This window comes from Arthrobacter sp. DualSoilB13 (assembly GCF_055389195.1).
Genome location: NZ_AP035865.1, coordinates 3,722,353 through 3,748,698, shown reverse-complemented (window position 1 = coordinate 3,748,698; position 26,346 = coordinate 3,722,353). Strand labels below are relative to the sequence as shown.

Annotated in this window: 25 protein-coding genes; 9 read left to right on the top strand and 16 right to left on the bottom strand. The window is 63.0% G+C overall.

Translation table 11 applies throughout. From position 1 onward, the window contains the following. Positions 1 to 30: 30 nt before the first annotated feature. Positions 31 to 1,731, bottom strand: a complete 1,701-nt coding sequence (locus ACZ5J0_RS17285; protein ID WP_464093661.1) for a SulP family inorganic anion transporter — start codon at positions 1,729 to 1,731, stop codon at positions 31 to 33. A gap of 153 nt (positions 1,732 to 1,884) precedes the next feature. Here ACZ5J0_RS17285 and ACZ5J0_RS17280 point away from each other — a divergent pair, with 153 nt between their 5' ends. From ACZ5J0_RS17280 to ACZ5J0_RS17260, 5 genes are all read left to right on the top strand, one after another. Then, on the top strand, positions 1,885 to 3,213 hold the full coding sequence (locus tag ACZ5J0_RS17280) for an NtaA/DmoA family FMN-dependent monooxygenase (protein ID WP_464093660.1): 1,329 nt from the start codon (positions 1,885 to 1,887) through the stop codon (positions 3,211 to 3,213). Further along, entirely contained in the window at positions 3,213 to 4,778 is a 1,566-nt protein-coding gene (locus ACZ5J0_RS17275) for an aromatic amino acid ammonia-lyase (protein WP_464093659.1), read from the top strand. The genes ACZ5J0_RS17280 and ACZ5J0_RS17275 overlap by 1 nt, the downstream gene beginning before the upstream one ends. Further along, entirely contained in the window at positions 4,772 to 5,854 is a 1,083-nt protein-coding gene (locus tag ACZ5J0_RS17270) for a PLP-dependent cysteine synthase family protein (RefSeq protein ID WP_464094746.1), read from the top strand. The genes ACZ5J0_RS17275 and ACZ5J0_RS17270 overlap by 7 nt, the downstream gene beginning before the upstream one ends. 188 nt (positions 5,855 to 6,042) lie before the next feature. Continuing rightward, entirely contained in the window at positions 6,043 to 6,186 is a 144-nt protein-coding gene (locus ACZ5J0_RS17265) for a hypothetical protein (RefSeq protein ID WP_165450169.1), read from the top strand. 9 nt (positions 6,187 to 6,195) lie between these two features. Then, entirely contained in the window at positions 6,196 to 6,678 is a 483-nt protein-coding gene (locus ACZ5J0_RS17260) for a carboxymuconolactone decarboxylase family protein (RefSeq protein ID WP_142937772.1), read from the top strand. Positions 6,679 to 7,081: 403 nt separating this feature from the next. Here ACZ5J0_RS17260 and ACZ5J0_RS17255 read toward each other — a convergent pair whose 3' ends face one another. Continuing rightward, positions 7,082 to 8,536 (bottom strand): amino acid permease, encoded by a 1,455-nt coding sequence (locus ACZ5J0_RS17255; RefSeq protein WP_464093658.1) that lies wholly within the window; start codon positions 8,534 to 8,536, stop codon positions 7,082 to 7,084. Positions 8,537 to 8,791: 255 nt separating this feature from the next. Beyond that, positions 8,792 to 9,733 carry an aminodeoxychorismate lyase gene (locus ACZ5J0_RS17250; RefSeq protein ID WP_166842202.1) on the bottom strand — a complete coding sequence of 314 codons (942 nt, stop codon included), beginning with the start codon at positions 9,731 to 9,733 and terminating at the stop codon, positions 8,792 to 8,794. Between the two features lie 98 nt (positions 9,734 to 9,831). On the opposite strand from ACZ5J0_RS17250, the gene cls reads away from it, so the two are divergent. Beyond that, entirely contained in the window at positions 9,832 to 11,304 is a 1,473-nt protein-coding gene (cls, locus tag ACZ5J0_RS17245) for a cardiolipin synthase (RefSeq protein WP_142937775.1), read from the top strand. Between the two features lie 57 nt (positions 11,305 to 11,361). On the opposite strand, the gene pabB is transcribed toward cls, so the two are convergent. The 3 genes from pabB to ACZ5J0_RS17230 form a co-directional block, all read right to left on the bottom strand. Further along, entirely contained in the window at positions 11,362 to 13,401 is a 2,040-nt protein-coding gene (pabB, locus tag ACZ5J0_RS17240) for an aminodeoxychorismate synthase component I (RefSeq protein WP_464093657.1), read from the bottom strand. After that, the gene (locus ACZ5J0_RS17235) at positions 13,398 to 13,958 is read right to left on the bottom strand and encodes a low molecular weight protein-tyrosine-phosphatase (protein WP_142937777.1); all 561 of its coding nucleotides are present in this window, start codon (positions 13,956 to 13,958) and stop codon (positions 13,398 to 13,400) included. Before ACZ5J0_RS17235 ends, pabB begins: the two co-directional genes overlap by 4 nt. A gap of 110 nt (positions 13,959 to 14,068) precedes the next feature. Then, positions 14,069 to 14,674: a TetR/AcrR family transcriptional regulator gene (locus ACZ5J0_RS17230; protein WP_166842205.1), complete on the bottom strand. Its 606-nt coding sequence runs from the start codon at positions 14,672 to 14,674 to the stop codon at positions 14,069 to 14,071. A gap of 100 nt (positions 14,675 to 14,774) precedes the next feature. Between ACZ5J0_RS17230 and ACZ5J0_RS17225 the strand changes: the two genes are divergently transcribed. Then, positions 14,775 to 15,095: a hypothetical protein gene (locus ACZ5J0_RS17225; protein ID WP_464093656.1), complete on the top strand. Its 321-nt coding sequence runs from the start codon at positions 14,775 to 14,777 to the stop codon at positions 15,093 to 15,095. Between the two features lie 79 nt (positions 15,096 to 15,174). Here the strand turns inward: ACZ5J0_RS17225 and ACZ5J0_RS17220 are convergent, their stop codons facing one another. The 3 genes from ACZ5J0_RS17220 to uriH are packed head-to-tail and all read right to left on the bottom strand — an operon-like array spanning position 15,175 to position 18,586. Further along, positions 15,175 to 16,131 (bottom strand): ribokinase, encoded by a 957-nt coding sequence (locus ACZ5J0_RS17220; protein WP_464093655.1) that lies wholly within the window; start codon positions 16,129 to 16,131, stop codon positions 15,175 to 15,177. Next, on the bottom strand, positions 16,128 to 17,573 hold the full coding sequence (uriT, locus tag ACZ5J0_RS17215; RefSeq protein ID WP_464093654.1) for a uridine transporter UriT: 1,446 nt from the start codon (positions 17,571 to 17,573) through the stop codon (positions 16,128 to 16,130). Before uriT ends, ACZ5J0_RS17220 begins: the two co-directional genes overlap by 4 nt. Beyond that, entirely contained in the window at positions 17,573 to 18,586 is a 1,014-nt protein-coding gene (uriH, locus tag ACZ5J0_RS17210; RefSeq protein WP_223942686.1) for a uridine-preferring nucleoside hydrolase UriH, read from the bottom strand. Before uriH ends, uriT begins: the two co-directional genes overlap by 1 nt. Positions 18,587 to 18,785: 199 nt before the next feature. Between uriH and ACZ5J0_RS17205 the strand changes: the two genes are divergently transcribed. Beyond that, positions 18,786 to 19,829 (top strand): LacI family DNA-binding transcriptional regulator, encoded by a 1,044-nt coding sequence (locus tag ACZ5J0_RS17205; protein ID WP_464093653.1) that lies wholly within the window; start codon positions 18,786 to 18,788, stop codon positions 19,827 to 19,829. On the opposite strand, the gene ACZ5J0_RS17200 is transcribed toward ACZ5J0_RS17205, so the two are convergent. Beyond that, positions 19,813 to 20,178, bottom strand: a complete 366-nt coding sequence (locus tag ACZ5J0_RS17200; RefSeq protein ID WP_142937783.1) for a hypothetical protein — start codon at positions 20,176 to 20,178, stop codon at positions 19,813 to 19,815. The genes ACZ5J0_RS17205 and ACZ5J0_RS17200 overlap by 17 nt on opposite strands. 42 nt (positions 20,179 to 20,220) lie before the next feature. Next, entirely contained in the window at positions 20,221 to 20,844 is a 624-nt protein-coding gene (locus ACZ5J0_RS17195; RefSeq protein WP_142937784.1) for a LysE family transporter, read from the bottom strand. A gap of 169 nt (positions 20,845 to 21,013) precedes the next feature. On the opposite strand from ACZ5J0_RS17195, the gene ACZ5J0_RS17190 reads away from it, so the two are divergent. Continuing rightward, positions 21,014 to 22,087, top strand: a complete 1,074-nt coding sequence (locus ACZ5J0_RS17190) for a DNA polymerase IV (protein WP_464093652.1) — start codon at positions 21,014 to 21,016, stop codon at positions 22,085 to 22,087. A gap of 37 nt (positions 22,088 to 22,124) precedes the next feature. On the opposite strand, the gene ACZ5J0_RS17185 is transcribed toward ACZ5J0_RS17190, so the two are convergent. From ACZ5J0_RS17185 to ACZ5J0_RS17165, 5 genes are all read right to left on the bottom strand, one after another. Further along, a complete protein-coding gene (locus ACZ5J0_RS17185; RefSeq protein WP_166842211.1) occupies positions 22,125 to 23,108 on the bottom strand; it encodes an aldo/keto reductase in 984 nt (327 codons plus the stop codon). A gap of 18 nt (positions 23,109 to 23,126) precedes the next feature. Next, on the bottom strand, positions 23,127 to 24,284 hold the full coding sequence (locus ACZ5J0_RS17180) for an RNA polymerase sigma factor (RefSeq protein WP_464093651.1): 1,158 nt from the start codon (positions 24,282 to 24,284) through the stop codon (positions 23,127 to 23,129). Between the two features lie 66 nt (positions 24,285 to 24,350). After that, positions 24,351 to 24,710, bottom strand: coding sequence for a YciI family protein (locus tag ACZ5J0_RS17175; protein WP_062068338.1), 360 nt, complete (start codon positions 24,708 to 24,710; stop codon positions 24,351 to 24,353). A gap of 100 nt (positions 24,711 to 24,810) precedes the next feature. Next, positions 24,811 to 25,626 carry a methyltransferase domain-containing protein gene (locus tag ACZ5J0_RS17170; RefSeq protein ID WP_250820479.1) on the bottom strand — a complete coding sequence of 272 codons (816 nt, stop codon included), beginning with the start codon at positions 25,624 to 25,626 and terminating at the stop codon, positions 24,811 to 24,813. Positions 25,627 to 25,694: 68 nt separating this feature from the next. Then, positions 25,695 to 26,207: a MarR family winged helix-turn-helix transcriptional regulator gene (locus ACZ5J0_RS17165; protein WP_166842213.1), complete on the bottom strand. Its 513-nt coding sequence runs from the start codon at positions 26,205 to 26,207 to the stop codon at positions 25,695 to 25,697. Between the last annotated feature and the right edge of the window lie 139 nt (positions 26,208 to 26,346).

The following is a 26,346-nucleotide window of genomic DNA, read 5'->3' as shown; positions in this document are numbered from 1 at the left end:
CGTCATGTTGCGTAATCGGCGGTGCTTCCCTTATGCGTTTTTCAGTGCGCGCACGGCTGCGCCCACAGTGGGGAAGAAGTGCTCGGGCGTAAAACGGGCTGCAGTGCCCAGGCGGAGTAGTTTGTCTTTGACAGGCCCCTTCAGTTCGGCGAACACTAAATCCACGCCTTTGCGGGCCAGCCATTCGTCCAATGTGACCAGGTCATCCAGCGCCGTAGTGTCGATCCCGGTGATGGGCTCCGCGGCGAGGATGACATGGGTAACCGGATCCGCGGTCTCCTCCGGGGCTTCGTCCAGTTGCTCCCGGACAAAGGCAGCTAGGACCTGCCCATTACCGAAGAACAGGGGCGCATCAAAGCGGAGGATGAGGAGTCCGGGGATGCGCTCGCCTTCGGGGTGCCGCTCCAGATCGTGATAGCCAGGGAGCCCTTCTTCGGCGCCGAGTTCTGTCCGGTACGGATCCCAGGCCCGCCGAACAAAGTCCAAAAGCGCCAAGGCAATGGCCACCACGATTCCCTGCAGTACCCCAACGGTGAGGACGCCCAGGAACGCAGCCAGCATGACCACGGATTCGCTTCGGCTCAGGCTGAAGAGCCGCCTAACACCGGCGGGGTCGGCCAAGGCAATTGCCGCAGCGATGACGACGGCCGCCAGGGTGGCCGAAGGCAGGTACCCGGTCACTCCGGGAGCCAGCAGCATGAAAGCCAGAACCAGCACCGCACCAACCACCCCGGTCATCTGGGATTTGGCGCCGGCGTCCACAGCCACGGGCGTCCGCGAGGTACTGCCGGATATAGGGAACCCGCCCAGCAAGCCGGTGGCTGCGTTGGCTGCCCCCAACGCCGCCATCTCCCGGTTGCCCGAGACTCTCTTTCCCTCCTTCGCTGCCAATGTCTGGGACAGGACGCCAGTGTCTGCGAAAGCCATGAGGGCAATACCGGCCGCAGCGGGAAGCAGCATCAGAGCGTCAGCCCAGCCAATGCCGCCGAGCGCGGGCATCGGCAGCCCCTGCGGCAAAACCCCGGTGACCTTGACGTCGTCGTTCAGGCCCCAAACAGCCGTTGCAACGCACGAGCCGACCACCGCCAGCAGGACGCCGGGTACCTTCCACTTCAGCAGCCGCGGGATCCAAATGAGGGCCAGGGAACCGACGCCTAGCAGCAGCGCGGTGACATTGACCCCGCCGCCCAGCAACCCGGTGGTGACCTTCGCGAGCTTTTGCCAGATGTCGCCGTCGGCCTCTATCCCCAGGAACGCCGGAAGCTGCGATAACGCCACCAGCAAGGCGATTCCGTTCAGGTATCCGAGCCTGATGGGTTTGGACAGCAGCCCGGTGATGGCACCGAGATTCAGGGCGGAGCCCGCGAGCATGATCACCCCGATCAACACAGCCAACAGCCCGGCGAGTGCCACCGATCTCTCACTACTGCCGGCTGCGAGCGGAACAATAGCTGCGGCAATCATGGGGGCAAGGGATGAATCGGGTCCCAGGACCAAAATGCGCGAAGGCCCCACCACGGCGTAAACCAGCAACGGAATCACCGTGGCGTAGAGCCCTGTGACGGGTGGCAAACCGGCCGCCTGCGCGTAGGCCATGCCCGCAGGCACCAGCAGGGCAAAGAGCGCAGCACCCGCCACGGCGTCGTGCCGCAGCCATTCACGTTTGTACCCCTTGAGTGCCCAGACGCCCCAAAGGCGGTCCTTGGCGGAAGTGCGGGTGGCTGAACTCATACAGCGATCATTCCGGACGCATGGTGTTTGCGGAACAAGGCGAACGCCGTATGTGGAAATCCATACCGTCATGGGCGGGGCCCAAATGTGACGTCCCGGGAGCATAATTGACCCAGTACGACCCCCTGTAACTTCGCATGAAATCAGGTCGCGGTGAACGGACAAAGCAGTTCTACACTCAAGCCCATGCTGCACTTTGGATGGTTCGTGGGCCACGGTTTCGGTGTCCAGGGTTGGGGGACTCCCGGCTATGGCCTGGGCTACGACTGGAAGAAACCCGCCCTCTATCAGGAGGCCGTCCGGGCGTTTGAGCGATCCGGCTTGGACCTGTTCATCATTGAAGATTCCCTCACCGTTCCGGACACCTATGGGGGTACGGCCGAGGTTTCCTTGGCCCACGCCTCGTTTGCACCTAAGCACGATCCCCTTGCCTTGGTCCCGTACCTTCTCTCCGCCACGGAGCACCTCGGAATCGTGCCCACGGTCAGCGCTTCCTTCTACCCGCCCTTCACCGCCGCCAGGCTCCTGGCCACGCTGCAACACTTTTCAGAAGGACAGCTCGGCTGGAACGTCGTCACCTCCGGCAGCGACCTCGCCGCACAGAACTATGGGCTGGACCAGCAGATTGAACACGATCTCCGCTATGAGAAAGCGGAGGAGTTCGTGGACGTCGTTAGGCGCCTTTGGCGGAGTTGGGAACCTGGGGCCGTGCTTGAGGATGTTGAAGCCGGGGTGTTCGCGGACCATAACAAAGTGCACCCCATCAACCACCAAGGAGACTTTTTCAAGGTCAGAGGCCCGTTGAACACGGCGCCCCTGCCTGAGGAACCTGTGCTGGTTCAGGCTGGTGCCTCGCCCCGGGGCAAGGCATTCGCGGGCGGCCATGCCGACGTCGCCATTGCCCTCGCTCGTGGGGTTGACGGGATGAAGTCCTACCGTGACTCCATCCGCGCGGAAGCTGCGAAGGCCGGCCGAAATCCCGATGACGTCAAGGTACTTTTCGTCCTGAAGCCCACCGTTGTTGGTTCTACAGCCGAGGCACAGGAGCTGCGGGCGCAGCGGCGTGAACTCACCCAGAGAGACATCGACAGCCAGCTCAACTCGATCTCCTACCTCTCCGTCATCGACTTCAAGCAGTTCGACCTCGACGCTCCGTTGCCCGAGCTGAGCACCAACAGCAACCAAGGCACATTGGAACACTTCGCCAAGGCTGCCCCTCCAGGTTCCACCCTTCGCCAGATCCTCGAGGCACGCAGCGGCGGAGCAGGCGACTCGATCATCGGCACGGCTGGCGAAATCGCTGACTACCTGGAGGAAACAGGCTCCGCCGTGGGCGGCGATGGGTTCCTGTTCTCCGGCTTCGTGGACCCGGTAACAGTGCACAGCGTGCTGGACAAGCTGACGCCGGAACTGAGGCGTCGCGGGCTGTTGAGGAAGAGTTACGGCAACGGCGGGTTTCGGCAAAACCTCCTGGACTTCTGATGGTGCCCGGAAAGCCGCAGACCCTGGTGATCGGATCGTCTCCGGTGCTGGCTGCGGACGTGGCCCGGGCGGCGGCAGACCCGAGGTTTCATGTGAAACTCAACCAAGATGCGTTGTCTTTGCTAGGCCGCTCGCGGGAAATCGTGGAGTATACCGCCGCCTCCGGCGAACGGGTCTACGGACTGAATACCTTGCTCGGTTCCGGCCGGGATACCGCTGTGGAGGAGAAGTCGCTCCTTTCGTACCAGATCCAGGTGGTCAGGTATCACAACAGCGGGGTTGGCTCATATCTGGACCGCGCGGCATCCAGATCCGTGATCCTGGCCCGGCTCATCGGTTTCAGCAGAGGCGGTTCCGGCGTACGCCCTGGAACCGCCGAGTTCTATGCCGAAATGCTCAACCGCGGGGTCTTTCCCGCCATCCCGCGTGAGGGCTCGGTGGGTTCATCGGACCTGACCCAGCTTGCCGCCGTCGCCGCCGTTGCCATCGGAGAAGGTGAAGCGTTCAATGCGGACGGCGCACTGGTCCCCGGCGCCAAAGCGCTTGCCGACGCCGGTCTCCAACCCCTTGTCCTCGCCCCGGGGGAGGCCCTCGCCTTGGTAAGTGCCAACGCGTATTCGGTGGGTGTTGGAACCCTCGCATTGCTGCGGCTGCAGCAGCTGGCCGAGCTGGCCGACGTCGCGCTTTCCCTCTCGCTGGAGACGATCGCAAGGTACGACGGCGGCGGGAACCTCAGCCCCTTTTCGCCGGCGATCCAAGCGGCCAAGGCGGTGGACGGGCAGCGGGACTCGGCTGCTGCTGTGCGTCGCCTGCTGAGCGGTGGGTGGTTGGAAGATGTTCGGCCGGAGGTGTCGGTGCAGGACGCGTTGTCGTTCCGGGCCGCACCGCAGACGCACGGAGCCTTTCGATCGCTTGTTGCGCAGCTTGCCTCGGCTTTGGACGTGGAGCTGAACGGCCGTGGTGACAATCCGCTGGTCGATGTCGAATCCGGGCGCATGATCTCCGGCGGGAACTTCCAGCCGATGCAGCTGGCGCTCGCCTTTGAGGGTTTGCGGCTGGCCTTGGCGCACGTAGGGATTTCCTGTGAGCGGCGTATCGCCAAGTTGTATCCGCCGCAACGGGCCATCAGGGCGCGCCATTTGCAGGCTGCAGCATCCGGGGAAGCTCTGGCCCAAGAGGAACTTCCCGGGTTGCTCTGGTACTCGGCGGCGGGACTGCTGGCCGAGCTCAAGGCCCTGGCCGCTCCGGCGACGCTCGGCGCACCAACCCTCTCGGCCGACGTCGAAGACCATTCAACGCTGGCCCCGCTCGCGTTGCAGCAACTCGAAAAATCGTTGGACGCAGCGGAGAAGCTCTTGGCGATCGAAGCGCTGACGGCGTCGTACCTGCTGCTCGAAGCGGGAGCCGCGCAACCGCTCGGGAAGGGGACCGGCGCCGTCGTGGGTCGCTTGGCTGACGTACTGGCCCGCCGGCCATCGGCGCCCGACTTGGTGGAACTGGCGCGGACCGAGCTGCGGGACCTCGTTGACCAGGAACTTTCTGAGGAAGGGGAGAAGACCTGGTGAGTACAGAGATTCGCAAACATGGTGTTCACGCCGCTTCCGGGCCTCCTGACGGCTTGGATGCTTCGGTCTTGGAGAGGGTCGGAAACACGCCGTTGGTGAGATTGGAGTCGCTGGGCCGCGGCCTGGGCAGCACCATCCACATCAAGCTCGAGTCCGAAAACCCTGGCGGCTCCATCAAGGACCGGACCGCGCTGAGCATGGTTAGGGCGGCCGAGAAATCCGGGGAACTGCAGCCCGGCGCCACAATTGTGGAGAGCACGTCCGGCAATACCGGGATCGGGCTGGCCCTCATAGGACACCTGACAGGCCACCCGGTGGTGGTGGTTACGGGCGACACGATTTCCGAGGAGAAGCTCGCCGCGCTGCACAACTATGGCGCCCGCGTGATCCTCACCGACTGGAACGCGCCGTCGGAGTCGCCTGAGAACGCACGCGCTGTAGCTGCGCGGATAACCGCTGAGACACCCGGCGCGTGGCGGCCCATGCAGTTTGATAACCCTGCCAATCCCGCCGCGCACTACCAAACCACCGGCCCGGAAATCTGGGAACAAACGGGTGGTTTGGTGACCCACCTTGTCGCAGGTATCGGAACCGGGGGGACCATCAGTGGGAACGGCAGGTTCTTGAAGGAACGCGTGGCAGCTTCGCTGCCGGGCGGGCACCTGGAGGTTGTTGGTGCCGATCCCTATGGCTCGGCCTACAGTGGTGGACATCCAGGCGAGATCCTGGTGGACGGGGTGGGCAACTCCTGGCCCGAGCCTGAATGGCCCAAAGCCTTCGATCGCTCCATCGTGGACCGTTTCCTGCGCATTCCCAACGACGAGGTCTACACCACCGTCCACCGGCTCCTTGACGAGGAAGGTCTTGCACTCGGTCCGTCGTCCGGGCTGGCTGTGGCTGCGGCCATTCGCGTGGCTCGCGCTGCGCCCCACGGTTCCGTTGTGGTGGCCATAGCGCCCGACGCCGGTACCAACTATATGAGCAAGGCCTTCAACCCGGTGTGGCTGGCCGAGCACGGCATCCGCCTTGCTGCGGACACCCCTGCAGCCCGGGACGCCCGCGACGCCCGCGAGTAGGATCCTCTCTCACGTCCCGCGGGTTTTGGGCGGTCCCTCTCTCACGTCCCGCGGGTTTTGGGCGGTCCCTCTCTCACGTCCCGCGGGTTTTGGGCGGATCCTTTCTCACGTCCCGCGGGTTTTCATGGGGGCTGCTAGCATCTGATACTTCGGTCCGGCACCCTGCCGCCGCAAAATTGGGGGTTTTCTTGTTTTCACTTGTTGGTATTCTCTACACCCTGCTGATGGTGGCTGTCGCGGCTCTGGTGATTTACGCCTTGGTGCTCGCTATCATCTTCTTGCGCCTGCGCATTCAGGAGCTGAAGCGTGGGCAGGAACCCCCGTTGCGCTAGGCTCCAAGCATGCCCGAACAGGAAACAAAACCACGTCTGGCCGGCTATCTGGATAAGCAGCAGCCGGATCTTTACGCGACACTGAGCCACTATTCCCAGCAGCTGGTAGATGAAGCCGACCGGCTTGGCATCCCGCGACGCACCCTTGAACTCATCAACTACTTGTGCTCGCAGATCAATGGCTGTGCCTTTTGCCTTGACCTTCACCACCGGAGGGCCCTGAAATTCGGGGAAACGGAACAACGGCTGTCCCTCGTTGCCGTGTACAAGGAAGTGCAGTTGTTTGAGCCGGCTGAGGCCGTGGCCATGGAGATTGCTGAGCAGATCACCCGCATGAGTTCGTCGAGGCCTAGCCCTCAACTTTTCGAGCAAGCACGCCAGCACTATAGCGACGAGCAGATCAGCGTCCTGTGCATGGCGGCGATCGGGATCAATGCCTTCAACCGCCTTTCAATTTTGAGTGAGCACCCCGTGCGGGTCGCCAAGAAATAGATCGGCAGCCTTTCTTCCAAACCGCGGGCCGCCACCACCTACTTTGGGCGTAAAAGCCGTCCGACATGCCACTTGCAGGGCGTGTCCGGGGTGCCGCGGGTTCAATGTGGGTGGTGAAGGCCCGCAGCCCGGCGCGCGTCCTGGCCCTCTTTCACACCAGATCAGCCCTTGGGCAACCGCAACAGGTTGCCCAAGGGCTGATCTGCTTCTAAACAAGGTCGGGAAGCCGCCGCCGTAGCGTTGGCAGGTAAGGCGTGTGCCGCCGTCGTGAGTTCTTCAAACCGCGGGCCGCCACCACCTACTTTGGGGCGGAAAAATCGTCCGACACGCCACTTGCACGGTGTGTCGGGGTGCCGCGGGTTCAATGTGGGTGGTGAAGGCCCGCAGCCCACTACATGGAGGCCTAAGCGTCAACCGCCTTTTTGAGCGAACGCCGCCGCCCGTACTTGAAGTAGAAGATGGCGTAGCAGGCGCCCACGAACGGAACCCCAAAGAAGAGTGCCGCCACCTGGTTGGGGTCGAACGCGATGCCGATCAACGACACCAAACAGAGCGCGAACGCGAGGAGCGGAACCAGCGGAAACAGTGGAGCCTTGTAAGGGAGCGTTGAAAGGTCGCCACCGTTTTTGATGAACGTTCGGCGGTAGACGAAGTGTGAAGCGACAATGGACATCCACACACCAACGGTGGCGAAACCGGCTACGGAGACCAGTACCAAGTAAACTGTTTCAGCCGCCACTACGCTGCTGATCAGTGAAGCAAGGCCACCCAGCATGCTGACGCAGAGGGCCACCATGGGGATCCCGCGCTTGGTCAACTTCCGGAATGCCTTGGGTGCGTGGCCTTCATCGGCCAGCGAGAAGAGCATGCGGGCACAGGAGAAGAGCCCGCAGTTGCCGGCGGACAGCAGTGCCGTGATGATCACGAAGTTCATGATGTCCGCCGCATAGGGGATGCCCAGCATGGAGAAGACTGTGACGAACGGGCTCTCGTCCACGCTGACTTGTTCGTACGGGATGGTAGCTGCGATGACCACGATCGCTCCAACGAAGAAGATCATGAGTCTGATGACTGTGGTGCGCATTGCTTTGGGGATGTTCGCGCCCGGGTTGGCTGTCTCTCCTGCGGCGACACCGATCAATTCGGAACCCGAGAACGCGTAGAAAACCGCCAGGCAGGTGACGAAGACGCCGGTGAATCCGTTCGGGAACAACCCGTCAGGCGTGGTGAAGTTCTCGCCGAAGGAGGGAAACTCGCCGGGGGCCAAGGGGTGGAATCCCGCCAAGGCGGCCCCGCCCAGGATGATCAGGCCGACGACGGCGGCGACCTTGATGAGCGCGAACCAGAACTCTGATTCACCAAAGACGCGCGATGAAATGGCGTTCAGTGTGAACAGGACGGTGGCGAAGACGAAGCACCAGATCCAGACGTCGACGCCCGGAAACCACCGTTGCATGAGTAAGCCTGCCGCGGTGAACTCGGAACCTAGAGCCACTGCCCAGCAGAGCCAGTACAGCCAAGCGGTGGCAAAGCCAGTGGCCGGGCCGATGGTCCGGGCGGCATAAATGTGGAAGGCACCAGAGACGGGGAACGCAACAGCGAGCTCCCCGAGGCATGCCATCACCAAATAGACGACTACTGCGCCAATGAGGAAGGCGAGGACCGCACCCAAGGGGCCGGCGGTGGCGATGGTGTATCCGGAACTAACGAACAGGCCTGAGCCGATGACGCCGCCCATGGCGATCATGACCAGGTGCCGGGCCTCCATGGACCGGCGGAGTCCTGTTTGGGAGGCATCAGTCTGAGACTGCGCCTCGGTTGCCGATGCTTCGGCTTCTGTGGGGGAGCTGAGTCCCATATTCCCTCCGGGAAGTTTAGCCAGCAAAGTCAGAAGTAGTACCAGCCGGACGTGATCCAACTAACACGATTACAAGATTCATCACATGACGAATCACCATTTCAAGGAGCCTAAGAAACGCGATTCAAGGCGCGGACCACTCACAGTCGAGGGCAAGAAGTTCTAATCATTAAGTCATGCGAGCGATTACTCTACTTGCCATCTGCTAGGTTCCTAGCGGAGCTCCGTCAACGAAAACTCTCGACGTCCGGTGGCTTACTCGATGCCCGCAAACAACGCGTTGAGCTCGGCGGTCAGTTGCTTCCGAACAGCCGGTGTACCGATTTCCTTGCCGTTAATGTGATTCACGGGAGCAATCAAACGGATGCTCGAGATCAGCCACACGGCGTCGGCGTCAAAAAGGTCCTGCGGGACCAGCGGCCCGTAGCCGAGCTCCCAGCCAGCTGATTTCGCCGCTGCGAACAGCGCCCCCTGCGAGGTGCCGGGCAGGATTCCACTGTCATGCTGCGGGGTGATGAGGCGACGGACAGTCCTGACGGAACCTTCGCCGTCGTCCACTGTTTCAAGGTGAGCCAGCAACACCGTGGAGGTGGGGCCTTCCAGGACGCGGCCGTCCGTTGAGGTGAAAATTGCGTCATCTGCGCCTTGCTTATGCGCAAAACGAAGCGCAGCCATGTTGACCGCATAGGACAGCGTCTTGGCGCCCAGCAACAGCCACGGCGCGCGCTCGCCGGCTTCGGTGTCGAAGCCGCGGTCCAAAAGGACGACGTCGATGCCCGTCTCGCGCTGCCGCCGACTGCCCGCCGGTGAAGGGGAAGCCTGCACCCAGCATGTGGGGCTGGCTGCGCCTTCGACGCCTCGGGTCACGATCAGCTTGACGACTACTTCGTCTTCCTCCGGAGTGGGCGCCGGGTGGACCTCGCGGAACTCGCTGATGGCGGTATCAATCGCCTTGCGCCAGGCATCCTGCTCCGGAAGCACCAGGTCCAATGCAGCGGCCGAACCGCTCAAGCGGTTCAGGTGGGCCTGCACCTTACGGGGGCGTCCCTGGACGGCGAGGAGTGATTCGAACACGCCATCGCCGCGGGTGGCGCCAAGGTCCGTAGCCATGAGCTGGGGCTGGCTGGAGTCGGCAATGCGTCCGTTTTCGAAGGCCGGGTCCAGGAAAACAAGGACCGTCGGGGCAGAGGAAGTCATGGTCCCAGCTTAGTGCGGTGCCGTTGCGGATGACTTTGCGCAAGACTTTGCCGGATAGGCTGAGGTTACTGTTGTTCTTGGAGCGTGGGGGTTTGTAGGTGCTCTTTCCTTTTCCGTTCGGCCAGGAGTGGACTTGGCTATTGGGCGCGTGGGCTATTGCGGAAGTGGTCATGCGGATCGTCCTTCTGGGCATCATTCCCGGTAACAGGCGTCCCACCACGGCCATGGCCTGGCTTTTGGCGGTGTTCCTCATCCCCTCGGTGGGCTTCGTCCTCTTCCTCCTTTTCGGCAATTTCAAGCTGTCCAAGCGGCGGCGTGAGCAGCAGGAAGAAGTTAACCGGCGTGTCCGGGCGGTGACGTCCGATCTTGCGGATCCGGTGAGCGTCTACTCGGGTCCGGAATGGGTGAAGTCGGCCGGTGAGCTGAACCATCGCCTGGGATCCCTGCCCATGGTTGATGGCAATAAGGTTGAACTGATCCCCGGCTACCATGAATCCATCGCAGCCATGGCTCAAGCGGTGAAGGGTGCCAAGACCTACATCAACGCCGAGTTCTACATCATGAGCAGCGACTCCGTGACGGACGAACTGCTCACTGAGCTGGAGAAAGCTGCTGAGCGGGGTGTCACCGTCAGGCTGCTCTTCGACCACATTGGGACGCTGCGGGTCAAGGGATACCGTCGCCTGATCCGCCGGCTCAAGGCAGGCAAGATCCAATGGAAGCGAATGCTTCCGCTGCTGCCTATCCATGGTCAGTGGAGGCGTCCGGACCTCAGGAACCACCGCAAGATCATGGTGATCGACGGCGAGATTGCTTTCACCGGCTCCCAGAACCTGATTGAACCGTCCTACAACAATCCCAAACACCACAAAGTGGGCCGTAAATGGGTTGAGCTCATGTCCCGGCTCGAGGGGCCAATCGTGGCAACCCTCAATGTAGTGTTCGCCACGGACTGGCTCAGCGAGACCGATGAGTCGCTTGAGGACCAGTTGCGCCTTCCAAGCCGGCCGTCTCCAGGGCACGTCACCGCCCAAGTAGTGCCGAGCGGTCCGGGGTTCGCCACAGAGAACAACCTTCGCTTGTTCAATACACTGATCTATTCAGCGCAGCACAGAATCTCCATTTGCAGCCCGTACTTCGTTCCTGATGACTCCTTGCTTTACGCCATCACCACCGCTGCGCAGCGGGGTGTGGATGTGGAGCTCTTTGTGTCCGAAAAAGGCGACCAGTTCCTGGTCCACCACGCCCAGCGCTCCTACTACGAAGCCTTGTTGGACGCAGGAGTGCGGATCTACCTGTACCGGGCGCCGTATGTCCTCCATGCCAAGCACTTCACCATCGATGACGAAGTGGCCGTTCTCGGTTCCAGCAACATGGACATGCGCTCCTTCTCCCTGAACATGGAGGTTTCGGTGATGCTCTTGGGCGCCGAAACCGTGGACCTCATGCGGACGGTTGAATCCACGTATCGCGAGGTTTCCAAGGAGCTTACGTTGGACGACTGGATGGATAGACCCCCAATTGCCAAGTATGTGGATAACGTGGCCAGATTGACCGCCACGCTCCAGTAGTTGTGTACAGCTAACGCCCTTTAGAGACGTTCTTGAGGGCATTAGCTGTACAAAAACTCAGGCGGGGAAGTCAGCACCCAGCGTGGACAGCACACCGTATGCCTTGGTCCGGATTTCCTCGTACTCGTCATCAGCCACGGAATCCGCAGTAATGGCCCCACCCACGCCGAGGGACAGGGTTCGCCCGCCAGTGCCGTCAGGATTGACCACCAGAGTGCGGATCACCACCGCGAGGTCCGTTGCGGCGTTCAGTGAGAAGTAGCCGATTGCGCCGGAGTAGATCCCCCTGGGCCCGGATTCGAGCTGGTCAAGGATGTCCATGGTGCTGATCTTCGGGGCACCTGTCATGGACCCTGCGGGAAAGGCTGCAGCCAGGGCTTCCGCCCGCGGAGCACCCGGACGAAGGTGTGCGTCTATGGTGCTCACCATTTGGTGGACGGTGGCGTAGCTTTCTATGGCGCACAGCCGGCTGACCGTCACGGAACCCGGGATGGCGAAGTGGCTGAGGTCGTTGCGCAGCAGGTCCACAATCATGATGTTCTCCGCGCGGTCCTTCAGCGACGTCTCAAGGTCGTGCCGCAAAGCAGCGTCCTCAGAAGGGTCAGCAGAACGGCCGCGGGTGCCCTTGATCGGCTCGGCGCGCATACCGCCGTCGGACATGATGCGGAGGAACCGCTCAGGTGATGTACTTGCCACCACCAAGTCGCCGAACCGAAGGTAACTGGCGAAGGGTGCAGGGTTCCGGCGCCTCAGTGCCAGGTAGCTCGCCCACGGGTCCAGGCCGCCGGCAGGGGCTTCCAGCGTGGTGGTAAGGCAGATCTCGTAGGAGTTACCTTCGCTGATTTGGTGCTGCGAGTCCGCGATTTTGCGCTTGTAGTCAGTGGCAGAGTCGCGGCTGACGAACTCAAGGCCGGCAGGCTCCGGATTGAAAGAGACCGCGAGGCCGGCAGCCGGGGAGACTGAAGCCTCGACGGCGGTGCGGGCCGCACGCAACCATTCCTCGGCATCGGGCGCTTCCAAGGCGAGCAGCCAGACAGCCTGTTCGCGATGATCTACCACCACAGCCCGGCAGGCGAAGAGCAAAGCGGCGTCGGGGGTGTCGGAGGGGATGTGGTTCCCGCCGGTTTCGCGCTTGAGTTCGTAGCCGAGGTATCCGAGCCAGCCGAGTGTGAACTGGCCGTCGTAACCTCGGGGTGCGCGGACGGCCCGGCGGCCCCAGACGGAATCGAGCCAGCGGAAGAACGGCCCGGAGGTGCTGACGGAGGCGGAACCTGCGGTCACTTGGGTGGTTCCGGAGCGGTGCAGTACCGACTGGCCGAACGTGCCGCCGTCGTCAGCCAGGATGCTGAAGCGGCTGCGCGCGGCGGCTTGGGAACGGCCGGCGACGGCGGAGGCATTGGAAGAATCCAGCCACACAGCGTTGGTGGACTTGCCGTAGAGGGAGGCGAAGAGCAGCTCAGCGTCGGGCGTCGCGTCCAGGCGCTCGGATCGCAGCTGAAGTCCCCGCCGCGCACTGAGTTCCGGCGACAAAATCGAAGCAACCGAAGGAAGGTACATCAGGGTTCGGAGGACATCGTCCGGAGCGCTGCCGTCGGCAAGGTTCTGCACCCGAATGTCAGCGGCACTGATCACCTGGTCGCTTGAAAGCCACTCATCCTCCTGGGCGGCCCAGCTGTCCCAGTACGGTTCGTAGGTACTTCCGTCACGAGTCAAAGCCCGACGACGGCGCTCGTCGCCGGAGGCTTGCACCCACACCACGGCGTCCAGCATGGGACGGGCGGCGTCCGCCGCCGCGCCTACCCCTTCAACGATCACGATCTCAGCTGGCAGCGTAACGTTCAGGCCGCCGTCGTAGTGTTTGTCCCAATCCCAGCTGGTCCACTCTGCCGCCATGCCTTCGCTGAGCGGCTTCAGGACCGTGCCCACGTAGCGCTCAATGCCGGGCATGAGGCCGTTCCAGCCGGGGTAGATGTCTTCCAGGTGGAACAGCGAAACCTTATGGTGTTGCCGCAATCGGGCCGCCAGCTCAACGGCCAGCGTGGTCTTTCCTGCGCCGGACCTGCCGTCAACTGCGATGATCACGGGTGCAGGGGTCATGTCATAGAGGTTACCTGCTGGGGCTCGGGGGCTTTCGCGTCATGAGACGCTGCGATGGCTGCTTTGACGTGCTGCACGATCCCTGGGATGGCGGCGTTGATGAGCGTCCACGTGTTGTCGAAGTCCGTGTGGCCGCCGTACCAAGGGTCTTCGATGCCGAGGTCAAGGGAGCTGCGGCCTGCCATGTGGGGATCGAAGCTGCGGAGCATCCGGACTTTTCCGAGGGAGGCGTGATCCGGGGCCCCTTCCTGAAGCCAGCCGAAATGGTCAACATCCAGTGCCAGGATCAGGTCCCGTTCGGCGTACCATTCACGCCGCCACTCGCGGGCAACGTGGTCCTCGGACGCGAGGTGCTGGGCCGTTAGAACCCGTGCGGCGCGGGGGTCGATGGGGTGTCCAACTTCGTAGCCCGTAGTGCCCGCGGAGTCCACCGCCACGAGTTCGCCGAGCCCTTCCGCGCCGAAGGCTTCGGTGAGCATGAGCGCTGCCATGGGCGAGCGGCAGATGTTTCCAGTGCAGACCGTGATGATGCGGTATGGGCTCGTCGTTGAGTACATTCAGCAAGCATGGTTCATGGCGCCCCCTCTTGGCTAGGGGTAACTTCACAACTAAGTCACTTTTCGTGTCAAAGTTGTCACGATGGGCCGTGCGGGCAAGCGGGTTGCGCTTAGGTGCGGGCCGGTTCCTGCGCCTCGGCGGCAAGCGCTGCAGCCGCCAAGTAGACGGTACGTACGACGGCGGCGCGTCGCCTTTGTGCGCGGCCGGGGTCGTTGCCGGCCATCAGTCCATCGAGTGCCGGGAGTACCGGGGCGGCGTCGCACAGGCTCACGATGGTGATGAGGAGATCCCCTGCATCTTCCCTGGAGACGCCGGGGAGGGCGGCGATGGTGCTGTTGACCTTGGATGCGCAGTTGGCCATCCGCTTTGGCAGCCCCACCACTTCCGTGCCCCGTTCCAGTCCTTCCCAGAACAGGAGGCGTGGGGCCGTGGCATCTTGCTGATGGTGGTCGAAGAGCCTGCCGGCGTAGTCCGCCATGGCTTCGGGTCCGCTGCCTTCGATGGGTACTTCGTCCATGAGGGAGCTGAGGGCGGCGACGATCACGGCGTCGAAGAGCGCGTTCTTATTGCCGAAGTACTGGTAGATCCGCTCCTTGTTGACCCCGGCCTCCGCCGCGATGCGATCAATGCGGGCGCCGGCCAATCCGCGGGTGCAAAACTCACTGGTAGCTGCCTCTAGAAGCAGCGCCTTGGTTCGCTCTGTGTCCCATGCCATAGGAGTCATATTACCAGTTTCCAACTGGATGGTTGTATTTGTTGGAGAGTGGGGTTATTGTAATTCCAAGCCAAAAGCAACCGTTTAGTTGGAGAATGCCATGACGACACAAACAAGCTCCCACATCGCCGTTGAAACCCCAGCCGCCCCGGCCGCCCCTGCCCGTCCGAAAGCGCCGTCCGTTCACATGCGGGCCCTCATCACCTGGCTGGCCATCTTCCCGCTGGTGTCCATCGGCATGCTGCTCCTTGGTCCCATCATGGAGCCGCTCCACCCGGTCCTCCGGGCGCTGCTGCTCACGGCCCTGGTGGTTCCCGCCGCTGTGTATGTTGTGGTTCCCCGCCTCATGGCCGGCCACGGAACCCTGTCCCGCAAGGCAGTAGAGCGGGCGGCCCAACGAGCAGCCCGCAAGTCCGCTTAACCCAAGTAGGTCGCACTTAAGCGCGTTTTGACGGCTCAAAACGCGCTTAAGTGCGACCCAGTTGGGTGCGAGGCTGGTACTAAGCGCCCCGCAGCTGTTCTACGTCGGTGATGGTTGGGTAGGCGGCCTGCGTACCCTTCTTCGTGGCAGCCAAGGCCGCAGCCACCGAGGCGAAAGATGCAGCATCTGCGAGGGATTCACCAGCTGCCAAGCGAGCAGCCACAGCACCAGTGAAGGCATCACCGGCACCCGTGGTGTCCACTGCGGAAACACGCGTAGGGGCGATACGGGTGATCTGGTCTTCAGTGCCACGGGCCAAGGAATCCAGAACCACGGATCCGTGTGCGCCCAGGGTCACCAGCACCCGCTGCAACCCACGGTCGGCGAACTGGCTCCTGACCGGCTCCCACGCCTCCGCCTCTGCAGCGGCGTCCGGAATGTCCGCTTCCGAGCCCAGGAACAACGACGCCTCGTGCGCGTTCACCAGCAGCACATCGCTCAACCCGGCCAAAGCCTCCGGCACCTCCGCGTAAGGCGAGAGGTTTAGCAGAACGGTCGCACCGGCGTCGTGCCCTGCTTGGGCAGCGGCAATCACGGTATCCGTCTCCACCTCCAGGCAGAGGCACACCACGGCTGCATCCTGGAAGGCGTCGGGCGTGACATCCGAAGGCCGTAGGGTCCCATTGGCGCCTGCGGAAATGATGATGCTGTTCTCGCCGCCGGCGTCTACGGAAATGACCGCAACACCAGTAGCGACGTCGGAGCGTCGGACGCGGGACACGTCCACTCCCGCGCTGGCCGTAGAGTCGAGGAGCATGGTGCCGTTGGGGTCGTCTCCCACGGCACCGATCAGGCTGACCTGACCGCCGAGCTTGCTGGCAGCCACGGCCTGGTTGGCGCTCTTGCCGCCGGGATTGACGGCGAAACCGTTGCCGTGGACCGTCTCGCCGGGTTGAGGGAGGCGGTCGCAGTAGATGGTGAGGTCGGCGTTCAGGGAGCCGACGACGACGATTCCCGCCTTGGGTGCGCTGGTCATGCGGTCACCTTTTCGGTTTCGGTCACTTCTGCGTCCACCGGCTTGGGGATCAGGAGTGAGGCTGCGAAGGCTGCCAGGGTGATGGCGAGTCCCACCACAACAACGGTCAGGTAGGACGCCTTGGCATCATTGAGCGAAGCGGTGGCCACGAGGACCGCGGGCAGGACAAGGAAGCTCAGCCCGGCACCGAGGTTGAAGGCGCCGGCGTTCATGCCAGGCAGGAAGCCTGGGTTGCCCTGCGGGGAGAGAACCACGCCCAGTCCGTTGAGCATGATGTTGACGGTACCGGCGTACATGATGCCCAGCAAGGCCGTTCCCACAATCATCATGGGCAGGTTGTTGAGGCCGAAGAACGCGATGATCGCCAGCGCCACCAAGCTGCCAAGCAGGCCGATGCGCAGGACCTTGGTGTAGCCGAGCACGGGTGCCAGTCGGCCGCTGATCGGACCAAAGAGCCAGCCCAGCAGCGCGTATGGAGTCAGGATGATGAGCGACATCTCTGTGGGACCAACGCCGAAGCCCGGATCCGCTGCTTGCACGTAGGCCGGGACGATGCCGTTGATGACCGCGAAGATGCCGGTCATGGTGAGCGTGGTGGTCAGCAGCGGCGCCCACGTGGAGCGCTGGCGCAGATGCACAGTTTCCACCATGGGCTGCTTGGCCCGCTTTTCAACGGTCCAGAACGCGTAGAACGCGACGGTGGCGATCACGGTGAGGACCACCGCGAGGGTCAGGGTGCCGGAGTCGAAGGCGGAGGCAAGCTTGGCGCCCTCGTTCAAGGCTGTCAGCAAAGCGCCCACGGCAATCACAATGCAGAACACACCCAGCCAGTCCATGGTGGTACCCGCAGCAGGCTTGCTTTCACCGGCCAGGACGGCAATCAGCACGGTGGCAACGAGGGCCAGGGCGACCATGAGCCAGAAAATGCTGCGGAAGCCGAAGTTCTCAGCGAAGTAGCCACCCACGAAGGAGTCCACGCCGGCCACGCCACCGTTGACCGCGGTGATGAGGCCCATGAGGGTGCCGTACTTGCGGGGGTTGCTGACCGCGGAGCGGAGCATGATCAGGCACAACGGAACCGTGGGGCCGCTGACGCCCTGGATGATGCGGCCCACGAAGAGCCAGGTAACGTCCGGGGCCAGCGCGGCAATGACCGAGCCCACTGCCATCAGGAGCATCATGCCCACAAGGATCTTCTTGCGGCCCACGATGTCGCTCAGGCGCGGGAGGAAGAGGGAGAACAGGGCGGCAGCCGTGAAGAACCAGGTCTGGGACAGGCCGATGGTGGCCTGGTCAGTGTTGAGTTCGTTGCCCATGGTCACCAGGGCCGGGCTGAGCATGGAGGCGTTGAGCTGGAAGGCCACGCAGGCTGCCAGCAGGGCCACCATGAGCGCGGTGACGTTGCCGCGGGTGGATGTGGATTCGGTTGCGGGGGAGGACATTACTTTGCCTCTCCAGCCAGAACGGTCTCAGCAGCAGCGGTGGCGTCAGCGCCGCCGTCGAGCGTTGGTTCGCCGATCCGTTCGATCGCGTCGGTGACCAGATCCCAGAACTTCTTGTGGTCCAGGTCCACGGCCACGGAGGTGTGGCAGTCCTCCGGCGCAGGCGCGCGGAAGTCGGCCACGGTCATGCCGAGAGTGAGCTTGCCTTGGAGCTCGATGTCCACGGGGACCTTGCGGGTTGTCATGACCGAGGGGTCGATCACGTAGGCAACGGCGCAGGGATCGTGCACCGGCGGGAAGTCGAAGCCCTGGGCGTCCTTGTAGGTCTTCTGGAAGAAGTCCATGAGTTCCATGACGAACTTAGCCGGCTTGGTGCCGATGGCCGCGATGCGGTCCACCACCTCGTCGGTGGCCAGGGCCTGGTGCGTGAGATCGAGGCCCACCATCACCACGGGCCACTTCTCATTGAAGACGATGTGCGCGGCTTCAGGGTCAATGATGATGTTGAACTCCGCTACGGCGCTCCAGTTGCCCACGTGGTAGCCGCCGCCCATGAGGACAACTTCCTTGACGCGCTCAACGATGCGGGGCTCTTTGCGGGCAGCCATGGCGATGTTGGTGAGGCCCGCTGTGGGGACCAGAGTGACGGTGCCCGGCTCATGTGCCATGACGGTTTCAATGATGAGATCGACGGCGTGGCGCGGGTCCAGCTCGATGGCGGACTCAGGCTGTTCCGGTCCGTCCATGCCGGAGTCGCCATGGATGCTGGGGGCCGTTTCGATGGTGCGCACCAAGGGGCGGTCACAGCCGGCGGCGAAGGGGACTCCCGTGATGCCGGCAATGGTGGCCACGGAGAGGGCATTCCGGGTGACCTTTTCCAAGGTCTGGTTGCCCACCACGGTGGTGACCGCCAGCAGTTCGATGTCCGGGTTGCCGTGCGCCAGCAGCAATGCCACTGCGTCGTCATGGCCAGGGTCGCAGTCAAGAATGATCTTCCTGGGTGCGGGCGTCATGGTGTTGGGGTCCACGTTTTTCTCCACGTCATTGGGGCCTGCCTGGAACTTTCCCGGGCAGGGCAGTATGCATTCAGGGAGATTCTGGCACTGCTTGGCTACTTACGTCAAACGCTTAACGTGACCTTTGAACCTTCAACGTCAAGCGCTTGATGCCTTCTCGCAGGTCAGGGCTGGTTGGAGCCGCTACGATCGATGCATGGAATCCCTGGAACGGCCCCACGGCCGCGCGCCCCGCTCGCAACGCGTGACGGCCGCGATGGTGGCCGCCCGCGCAGGCGTTTCCACGGCCACCGTGTCCTTGGTGGCGAACGGCAAAACCCAGGGCCGGGTATCCGATGACAACATCTCCCGGGTCCGCTCGGCGATTGCCGAGCTCGGCTACGTGGTGGACAGCATCGGCAGCTCGCTGGCCCGCGGGGTCAGCTCAATCGTCATACTTGTGACGCCGGATGTGTCCAACCCCTTCTTTGCCAACGTCATCGCGGGGGTGCGCGATTCATTGGGTTCCGAGTATCAGTTGCTGCTCTCCGTGACCGACGCCGGTGAATCACCGCAGGCTGATGACGTCCGCAAGTTGCTGGCTCTCCGCCCTGCTGGACTGCTGGTGGGCGCACCCAGCGCGGAATTCCTGGAAGACCTGTCTGCAGCCCCGCCCCTTGTCTTGCTGGATGCCCCGGGGCTCGAGTCCTATGCACCGTCCGTGAACCTTGATGTCGCCCAGGGCGCCCGCGAGCTTGCCCGGCACCTCGCTGCTTCCGGGCACACCCGGGCCGCCTACGTGGACGGCATCACCGGCACGGCCACGTTCCAACTGCGCCGTGAAGCCTTCTTGGCGGAGGCTGCAGCCTGTGGGCTTTTAGTGGCCGACGGGCATGTCATCAGCACCCCGATCGACGTCGGTGCTGCCGCTGCCGCGTTCGCCGAGGCCTGGCCGGAGTGGCAGCGTGAGGGAGTTACCGCCGTCGTTTGCGGTACCGATACGCATGCCTACGGCGTGCTGCAGGAAGCGCGCGTGGAGGGTGTCCGGATCCCTGAGGAGTTGGCCGTGGCGGGCTTCGATGACCTGCCGTACTCAGCCACCAGCAACCCCAGCCTCACCACCGTCCACTTGCCGGCCACACCGCTAGGGCGCAAGGCCGGGGAACAACTGCGGGGACTCATGGAAGGCCTACCGCTGGCAGAGCCACATGTGACGCTAGAAAGTTCGTTGGTAGTGCGGGGATCTACGTCTCTTGGCTAGGTGACAGCGGGCGAAGCTGGTCCTCCGTGATGGGTAGCGACACCGTGAAGTAAATCTGCGGCGCTGTCATATCGCCCCAGTCTTCCTTTTTCACGCGGACAGCGGAGGGCGTAACCTCGGCGATCCGCACGCGAAGCCAACCGCCGTCGTCGAGCAGTAATTCGTGAGGGTCGGCCAGGTAGCGCAGCCCGAGTTCATCAAGAGTTTCCTCGGCGCTCAACCAGTCCACCGTCTCCGTCCTGGGGCGTCCCAGAAGGTCAATGGCAACGAATCCATCGTCTACCGGCTTCATCCAGCCCACGTGCTCGCCATCGTCAGCTCGTCGGTGTTCGATCCAATCGGATTCCATGGCTTCGACGGTAGCACCGCGTTTTGCTATGACGCGCCGTGGCTAGTGGATAACTGCCAGCAGGATGCCGACCAACACGAACAAGCAGCCAAAGACGCGGTTGAGGACTTTCTGGCCCTTTTGGTCATGGGTGAATCTTTGGAAGGACCGGGCTGCGAGGGCGAAGAAGAACCACATCACCATGATGTCAATGACAATCACCGTGGCAGAGAGCACCACATACTGCTGAAGCAGGGGTTCGTTTGGCCTAATGAACTGGGGCATGAAGGCCAGGAAGAACACAATGGCTTTAGGGTTCAGCAGGTTCACCCAGATGCCGCGTTGGAACATGGACAGGGCGGACTCGTTCTTCTTGTCCTCAACCTCTTCCTTGTCCAGGTCCGGCTTGTGCAGGAACTGCCGGATGCCCAGGTACACCAGGTATGCGGCGCCGGCGTAGCGGATCACATTGAAGATCACCGGCGAGTTGGACACCAGCACGCCAACGCCCAGAGCGACGATCACAATGTGGATGACCAAGGCCACCTGTTGACCAAGGATGCCCCAGATGGAGCGTCGGAAGCCGGAATTGAGCGAGTTGCTCATGGTGAAAATGGCACCGGCGCCGGGAGTGAAACTGATCAGGGTGCCGGCGCCAACCAGGGCCAGCCAGAGTGAAAACTGCACATCTCAGCTTATGCCCGTGAAGTGGGTGGTTTGGACGCGTTGCTTCCTGACCCTGTTTGGCTGCGCTGACCACGGAATGCACCCGGAATGGGTTGATTATGGCGCTCCAGGACCTCAAAGTGGGTCAGGAAGCTACAGCCCAAGCCGCGGCTTAGGGCAAACTGGTGCCGTGAGCGGAATCCCGTGGGTGCTGCACGTCGATCTGGACCAGTTCATTGCCGCTGTCGAGATACTCCGGCGGCCCGAGCTCGCGGGCAAACCGATCATCGTGGGAGGCCGGGGGGACCCCACGGAGCGGGCTGTGGTGTCCACCGCGTCCTATGAAGCCAGGGCGTTCGGCGTCGGTTCCGGGATGCCCCTCAGGATCGCAGCCCGGAAAGTGCCGGACGCCATCATCCTGCCGGTTGATCAGGAGGCGTACTTGGCGGCCTCGCACGTGGTGATGACCACGCTGCGCGCGCAGCCGGGAGCCACGGTTCAAGTGCTCGGCTGGGACGAGGCTTTTGTGGGCATCCAAACGGAGGATCCGGACGCCTACGCCAAGCAGATCCAGGCCGCCGTCCTGGAGCAAACGCAGCTGCACTGCAGCGTAGGCATCGGCGACACGTTGGTCCGTGCCAAGAACGCCACGGATTTCGGCAAACCGGCAGGCATCTTTCGGCTGACCAAGGAGAACTGGCTGGACGTTATGGGCGACAAGCCCACCAAGGAATTGTGGGGCATTGGAAGCAAAGTGTCCCAGCGCTTGGCGAAGCACAAGATCACTACAGTCGCTGAACTCGCGGCGGTCGATCCCCAGGACTTAGTCTCCGAGTTCGGCCCCAAGATGGGTCCTTGGTACGCGCAGTTGGGACGCGGTGAGGGTTCCAGCGAGGTGGATGATACTCCGTGGGTGGCCCGGGCGCATGGCCGCGAGACCACCTTCCAACAGGACCTCACCGCGCCCGCCCAGATCAGCGACGCCATCAAGGAACTGACCGCCCGCGTCCTGGAAGACGTCGCGGCGGAAGGACGCCCGGTGATCGGGCTAACTCTGAAAGTCCGCTACGCTCCGTTCGTCACCAAGACCTACGCCAGGAAGATTCCCGAGACTTTCGACCGCGGGGAAGTCCTTGCGCAGGCCTTGGAGCTCAGCGGAAAAATCGAGCCGGACCGTCCCATCCGGCTCCTCGGATTGCGGGCAGAGATGCCGATGCCTGAAGAAGCCCGAAAGGGACATACGCCCACGCGCGGCGGCTGGTGACGCCGTCGTACGTTTACGCCCGACGGCGGCCCGGCAGCTACCAGCGCGGGTGAATCGCTGCGCGGAAGTAACGGTCGTAGATGTCCTGGACCCCGTCCGTGAGCCCGGCGCCTACAGACTGCAGGCCACCTGCCTCGGCATTTGCCGCTGCCTGCGAAGCGGATCGTGCACCGGGAATGACCGAGGTGACACCGTCCTGCGCGATGACCCAGGCGAGGGCCGCTTGGGCGGTGCTGACGCCGTCGGGCACTAATCCGCTGAACTCCTGCGCGGCCTTGACGCCGGTTGCGAAATCGACGCCTGAGAACGTCTCGCCGACGTCGAAGGAAGACCCGTCGCGGTTGTAATTGCGGTGATCGTTTTCAGGGAACTCGGTGTCCGGCGTGTACTTCCCGGACAGCAAACCGGACGCCAGCGGCACCCTCGCAATAATGCCTACGCCCGCTTCCTTGGCTGCGGGCAGAACCTCATCCAAGGGCTTGAGGCGGAAGGCGTTGAGGATGATCTGCACGGATGCAGTATTCCCGCGCTTGATGGCTTCGAGGGCCTCATCGGTGCGCTCAACGCTGACGCCGTAGTTGCGGATGGCCCCTTCGCTGACGAGGGTGTCCAGTGCGTCGTAGATTTCGTCGCTGCTGTAGACGGACGTGGGAGGGCAGTGCAGTTGAACGAGGTCCAAGGTGTCCTGCTGCAGGTTGCGCCGGGAGCGGTCGGTCCACGCCCGGAAGTTCTCCAAGGTGTAATTTTCGGGGACCTGATCCACGCGGCGGCCCATCTTGGTGGCAACCGTGATGTCCGTGTCCGGGTTGGCGCGGAGGAAGCGGCCGATGAACTGCTCGCTCCTCCCGTCGCCGTAGACGTCTGCGGTGTCGAAGAAATTGACGCCGCCTTCCACCGAGGTTTCAAGGACGGCAAAGGCGTCCTCTTCGGTGACGGAACCCCAATCGGCTCCCAGTTGCCACGTTCCCAGTCCGACGGTGGAGACGGACCGGCCGGTCTTGCCAAGTATGCGTTGTTCCATGGTTCCGACTATATGGGGTTACTGCTGGTCCATCCGCGCGACTTTTTCCATGAGGTACTTTCGTTCGGGCAGGCTTCCGGTCTTCTTGGCCGCCAAGAGGTACGCTGCGCGGGCCTCCACATAGGCGCCCGACATCTCCAGCAGGTGGCCCCGCACGGCGTCCAAACGGTGTGTGCGGCCCAGCGCCGTATCCAGTCCCGCCAGCAGTTCAAGCCCGGCGGCCGGACCATGCACCATGGCCACGGCAACCGCGCGATTCAGCGTGACCACGGGGCTGGGTGCCACCGCTTCAAGCACTGTGTACAGCGCCAGAATTTGAGGCCAGTCGGTCTGATCGCTGGAGGCGGCCTCTGCATGAACGGCAGCGATGGCCGCTTGGAGCTGATAGGGCCCCGCGGCACCGCGACCCAGCACGGCGGACAGCAGAGTGATGCCTTCCTCGATCTGGTCCCGGTTCCAGAGGCGCCGGTCCTGCTCCGCCAACGGCACAGGCGTTCCGTCTGCCAACGCACGGGCTGCGCGCCGGGAATCGGTGAGCAGCATCAGCGCCAGCAGGCCAGTCGCCTCCGGCTCTCGCGGCGCAACGGCTACGAGCAGACGCACCACCCGGATGGCTTCAGTGGTGAGTTCCTCACGCTGCAACGACGGACCCGAGCTGGCCGCGTAGCCTTCGTTGAAGATCAGGTACAGCACGTGAAGTACGACGCCGAGCCTTGCCTTGCGCTCGGAAGGCGGCGGCATGGTGAACGTGGCTCCTGCCTTCTGGATCCCCTGTTTCGCACGGCTGATGCGCTGACCCATGGTCGCTTCGGGGACCAGGAAAGCTGAGGCGATTTCCGCCGTCGTGAGTCCGCCAACGGCCCGGAGCGTTAGGGCGAGTTGCGATGGTGCGGACAACGCGGGGTGGCAGCAGAGGAACATCAGGGTGAGGGTGTCGTCGGCTTCCGAAACTGAGCTGTAGTGGAAGTCGGCGTCTATGGCCGCAACACGTTCCTCGCGTGCGCGGCGGGCGCTTTCGCTTCGCCAGTAATCAACCAGCCGGCGTGACGCGACCGCCATCAGCCATGCCTTCGGGTTGTCCGGGAGTCCGGAAGGCCACTGCAGGGAGGCCTCAAGGAGTGCCTCCTGGACGGCATCCTCGCAGGCATCGAACTGGCCGTGTGTCCGTGCCAGCACGCCGAGGACCTGCGGCGCCAGAGTGCGCAGCAGGTCCTCGATTCGTGCGTCCGGCGGGGAACCCAGTTAGACCTCCGGCGGCGCTTCCTGAACTGCGCGGAGTTCGACTACCTGCGCGTACTTCACAATGCTGGAACAGATCTCCACCGCGCGTTCTTCGCTGGCAACATCGACCACCCAATACCCAACAAGCGACTCCTTGGATTCGGCATAGGGTCCGTCGGTGGTGATGACGCCGTCGGGGGTCTGCTTGACGAGCTTCGCGGTGCTGCCATCGGCGAGGCCCGCGTTGAACACCATCTCACCGGATTCGGTCAGGTCCTTGTCGATCTGGATCATGAATCCGATCATTTCCTGAATCCATGCAGGGTCAGCGGTCTCCATCATGCCCTCGGCAGAACCGAACATCATGATCATGTATTTCATCTCAAACTCCTTGTGAGGGGCGCCCTTTGTAGGTGCTTTCACTCATGGGTCGGAACTGCGGCGGGCTTTTCTACATGGTTCGGCAAACTTTCTCCGGAGATTATGCCCGAGCGATCACCTCGCCGTTGGGAATGAGGAAGAAGCCGTCGTCGGAGGCTCCCCAGCGGTGCCAGCCTGCAGCAATCCGGGCGAGGTCGGCCTCGTTGGCGAAACCGTACTCCAAGGCTTGCTCGGCGAACGCTGAGTGCAGCACCCGTTCGCTCCAGACCCGGGACTGCCACGCGCGTTGTTGGGCGGTGGCGTAGAGCCAGTTGCTGCTGGTGGGCGCTACCTGAGTGAATCCTGCTTGCTGGGCCCACGAAACAAGGCGACGGCCGGCGTCGGGTTCTGCTCCGTTGCGGCGGGCGATCTTCTGGTAGAGCTCCATCCAGTCGTCCAGCTCGGGGACTTCCGGGTACCAGCTCATGCCGTGGAAATCGGCGTCGCGGACCGCAACTATGGCGCCGGGTTTCGCCACCCGGCGCATTTCACGGAGGGCGGCGACGGGGTCTGTCAGGTGCTGGAGGACCTGGTGTGCGTGAACGAGGTCGAAGGACTCGTCCTCAAAATCGAGATCGTAGATGTTGCCGGTCTGGAAGGAAACATTGTCCACGCCGCGCTCGGTTGCCAGTTCGGTGGCCTGTGCCACGATGTCGGCGGACCGGTCCAAGCCGATCACTTGCCCGGGCGCAACCAGCCCCGCGAAGTCGCAGGTGATGCTGCCGGGTCCGCACCCGACGTCGAGAACTGACGTTCCGGGGGTGAGATGGGGAATCACAAACGCGGCCGAATTCTGGACCGTCCGTGAGGCGTGGGCCCGGACAACCGACTCGTGGTGCCCGTGGGTATAGACATCTTCAGGCTGCTGCGCGTTCATAGGGAAACGCTACCCAACTGGGTCGCATTTTGCGCGTTTTGGACCCTCAAAACGCGCACAAATGCGACTCAGTTGGGTTCGGATTGGGCCGCTTCTTCGCGGGCGGCGAGGGTGGCCTCCACCATGTCAGTCATGAACCGGGTCACCAGCGCCAGCTCCGAAGGGCTGTAAGCGGCCATTGCCTTACCCATGCGTATGGCGAGCGGCATGAACATGGCGCTTCCGTCCTGGTACGCCTTGGGGGTCATCTGCAACTGGACCTGCCGGCGGTCCGTCCCGAGTCGTTCGCGCACCACATGTCCGGAGGCGTGCAGGCGATCAACCAATGCGGTAGTGGCAGGGGAGCTGAGCCGGAGTTCGGCGCGGAGAACACCCGGGGTGACCACCTTGCCCGCTGCGGAGTGGCGCATAATGACGGCCAGCGCGTTGAGGTCCGTGCGGTGCATGTCGTTCCGGCCGCCTGCGGCGTCTACATAGTGGTTGGCCTCGAGGGTGAAGTCCTGGAGGAGCCGCACAAGTTCTTGGGGAGCCGCGTTCTCGGGGCGCCCCTCGCCGGGGCGCGGGTCTGTGGGGTTCGACATGTCCGCCCTCCTGCCAGCGTTGTCATGTGATTACTGCCTTCCGGATATTACTCCCAGCCATAGGGGATTCCGTCATTAGCAGTGATGAGGCCTTGGAATAGTTCCATCATAGAGATAATCTATGATGGAATAAAGCCCT

Coding starts and splice junctions, on each gene's coding strand:
- ACZ5J0_RS17205 (WP_464093653.1), top strand. CDS start 18,786: ATGGAATCCCTGGAACGGCCCCACGGCCGCGCGCCCCGCTCGCAACGC.
- ACZ5J0_RS17200 (WP_142937783.1), bottom strand. CDS start 20,178: ATGGAATCCGATTGGATCGAACACCGACGAGCTGACGATGGCGAGCAC.
- ACZ5J0_RS17225 (WP_464093656.1), top strand. CDS start 14,775: ATGACGACACAAACAAGCTCCCACATCGCCGTTGAAACCCCAGCCGCC.
- pabB (WP_464093657.1), bottom strand. CDS start 13,401: ATGACCCCTGCACCCGTGATCATCGCAGTTGACGGCAGGTCCGGCGCA.
- ACZ5J0_RS17185 (WP_166842211.1), bottom strand. CDS start 23,108: ATGGAACAACGCATACTTGGCAAGACCGGCCGGTCCGTCTCCACCGTC.
- ACZ5J0_RS17255 (WP_464093658.1), bottom strand. CDS start 8,536: ATGGGACTCAGCTCCCCCACAGAAGCCGAAGCATCGGCAACCGAGGCG.
- uriT (WP_464093654.1), bottom strand. CDS start 17,573: ATGTCCTCCCCCGCAACCGAATCCACATCCACCCGCGGCAACGTCACC.
- ACZ5J0_RS17175 (WP_062068338.1), bottom strand. CDS start 24,710: ATGAAATACATGATCATGATGTTCGGTTCTGCCGAGGGCATGATGGAG.
- ACZ5J0_RS17285 (WP_464093661.1), bottom strand. CDS start 1,731: ATGAGTTCAGCCACCCGCACTTCCGCCAAGGACCGCCTTTGGGGCGTC.
- uriH (WP_223942686.1), bottom strand. CDS start 18,586: ATGACGCCCGCACCCAGGAAGATCATTCTTGACTGCGACCCTGGCCAT.
- ACZ5J0_RS17260 (WP_142937772.1), top strand. CDS start 6,196: ATGCCCGAACAGGAAACAAAACCACGTCTGGCCGGCTATCTGGATAAG.
- ACZ5J0_RS17230 (WP_166842205.1), bottom strand. CDS start 14,674: ATGGCATGGGACACAGAGCGAACCAAGGCGCTGCTTCTAGAGGCAGCT.
- ACZ5J0_RS17220 (WP_464093655.1), bottom strand. CDS start 16,131: ATGACCAGCGCACCCAAGGCGGGAATCGTCGTCGTCGGCTCCCTGAAC.
- ACZ5J0_RS17275 (WP_464093659.1), top strand. CDS start 3,213: ATGGTGCCCGGAAAGCCGCAGACCCTGGTGATCGGATCGTCTCCGGTG.
- ACZ5J0_RS17170 (WP_250820479.1), bottom strand. CDS start 25,626: ATGAACGCGCAGCAGCCTGAAGATGTCTATACCCACGGGCACCACGAG.
- ACZ5J0_RS17250 (WP_166842202.1), bottom strand. CDS start 9,733: ATGACTTCCTCTGCCCCGACGGTCCTTGTTTTCCTGGACCCGGCCTTC.
- ACZ5J0_RS17165 (WP_166842213.1), bottom strand. CDS start 26,207: ATGTCGAACCCCACAGACCCGCGCCCCGGCGAGGGGCGCCCCGAGAAC.
- ACZ5J0_RS17235 (WP_142937777.1), bottom strand. CDS start 13,958: ATGTACTCAACGACGAGCCCATACCGCATCATCACGGTCTGCACTGGA.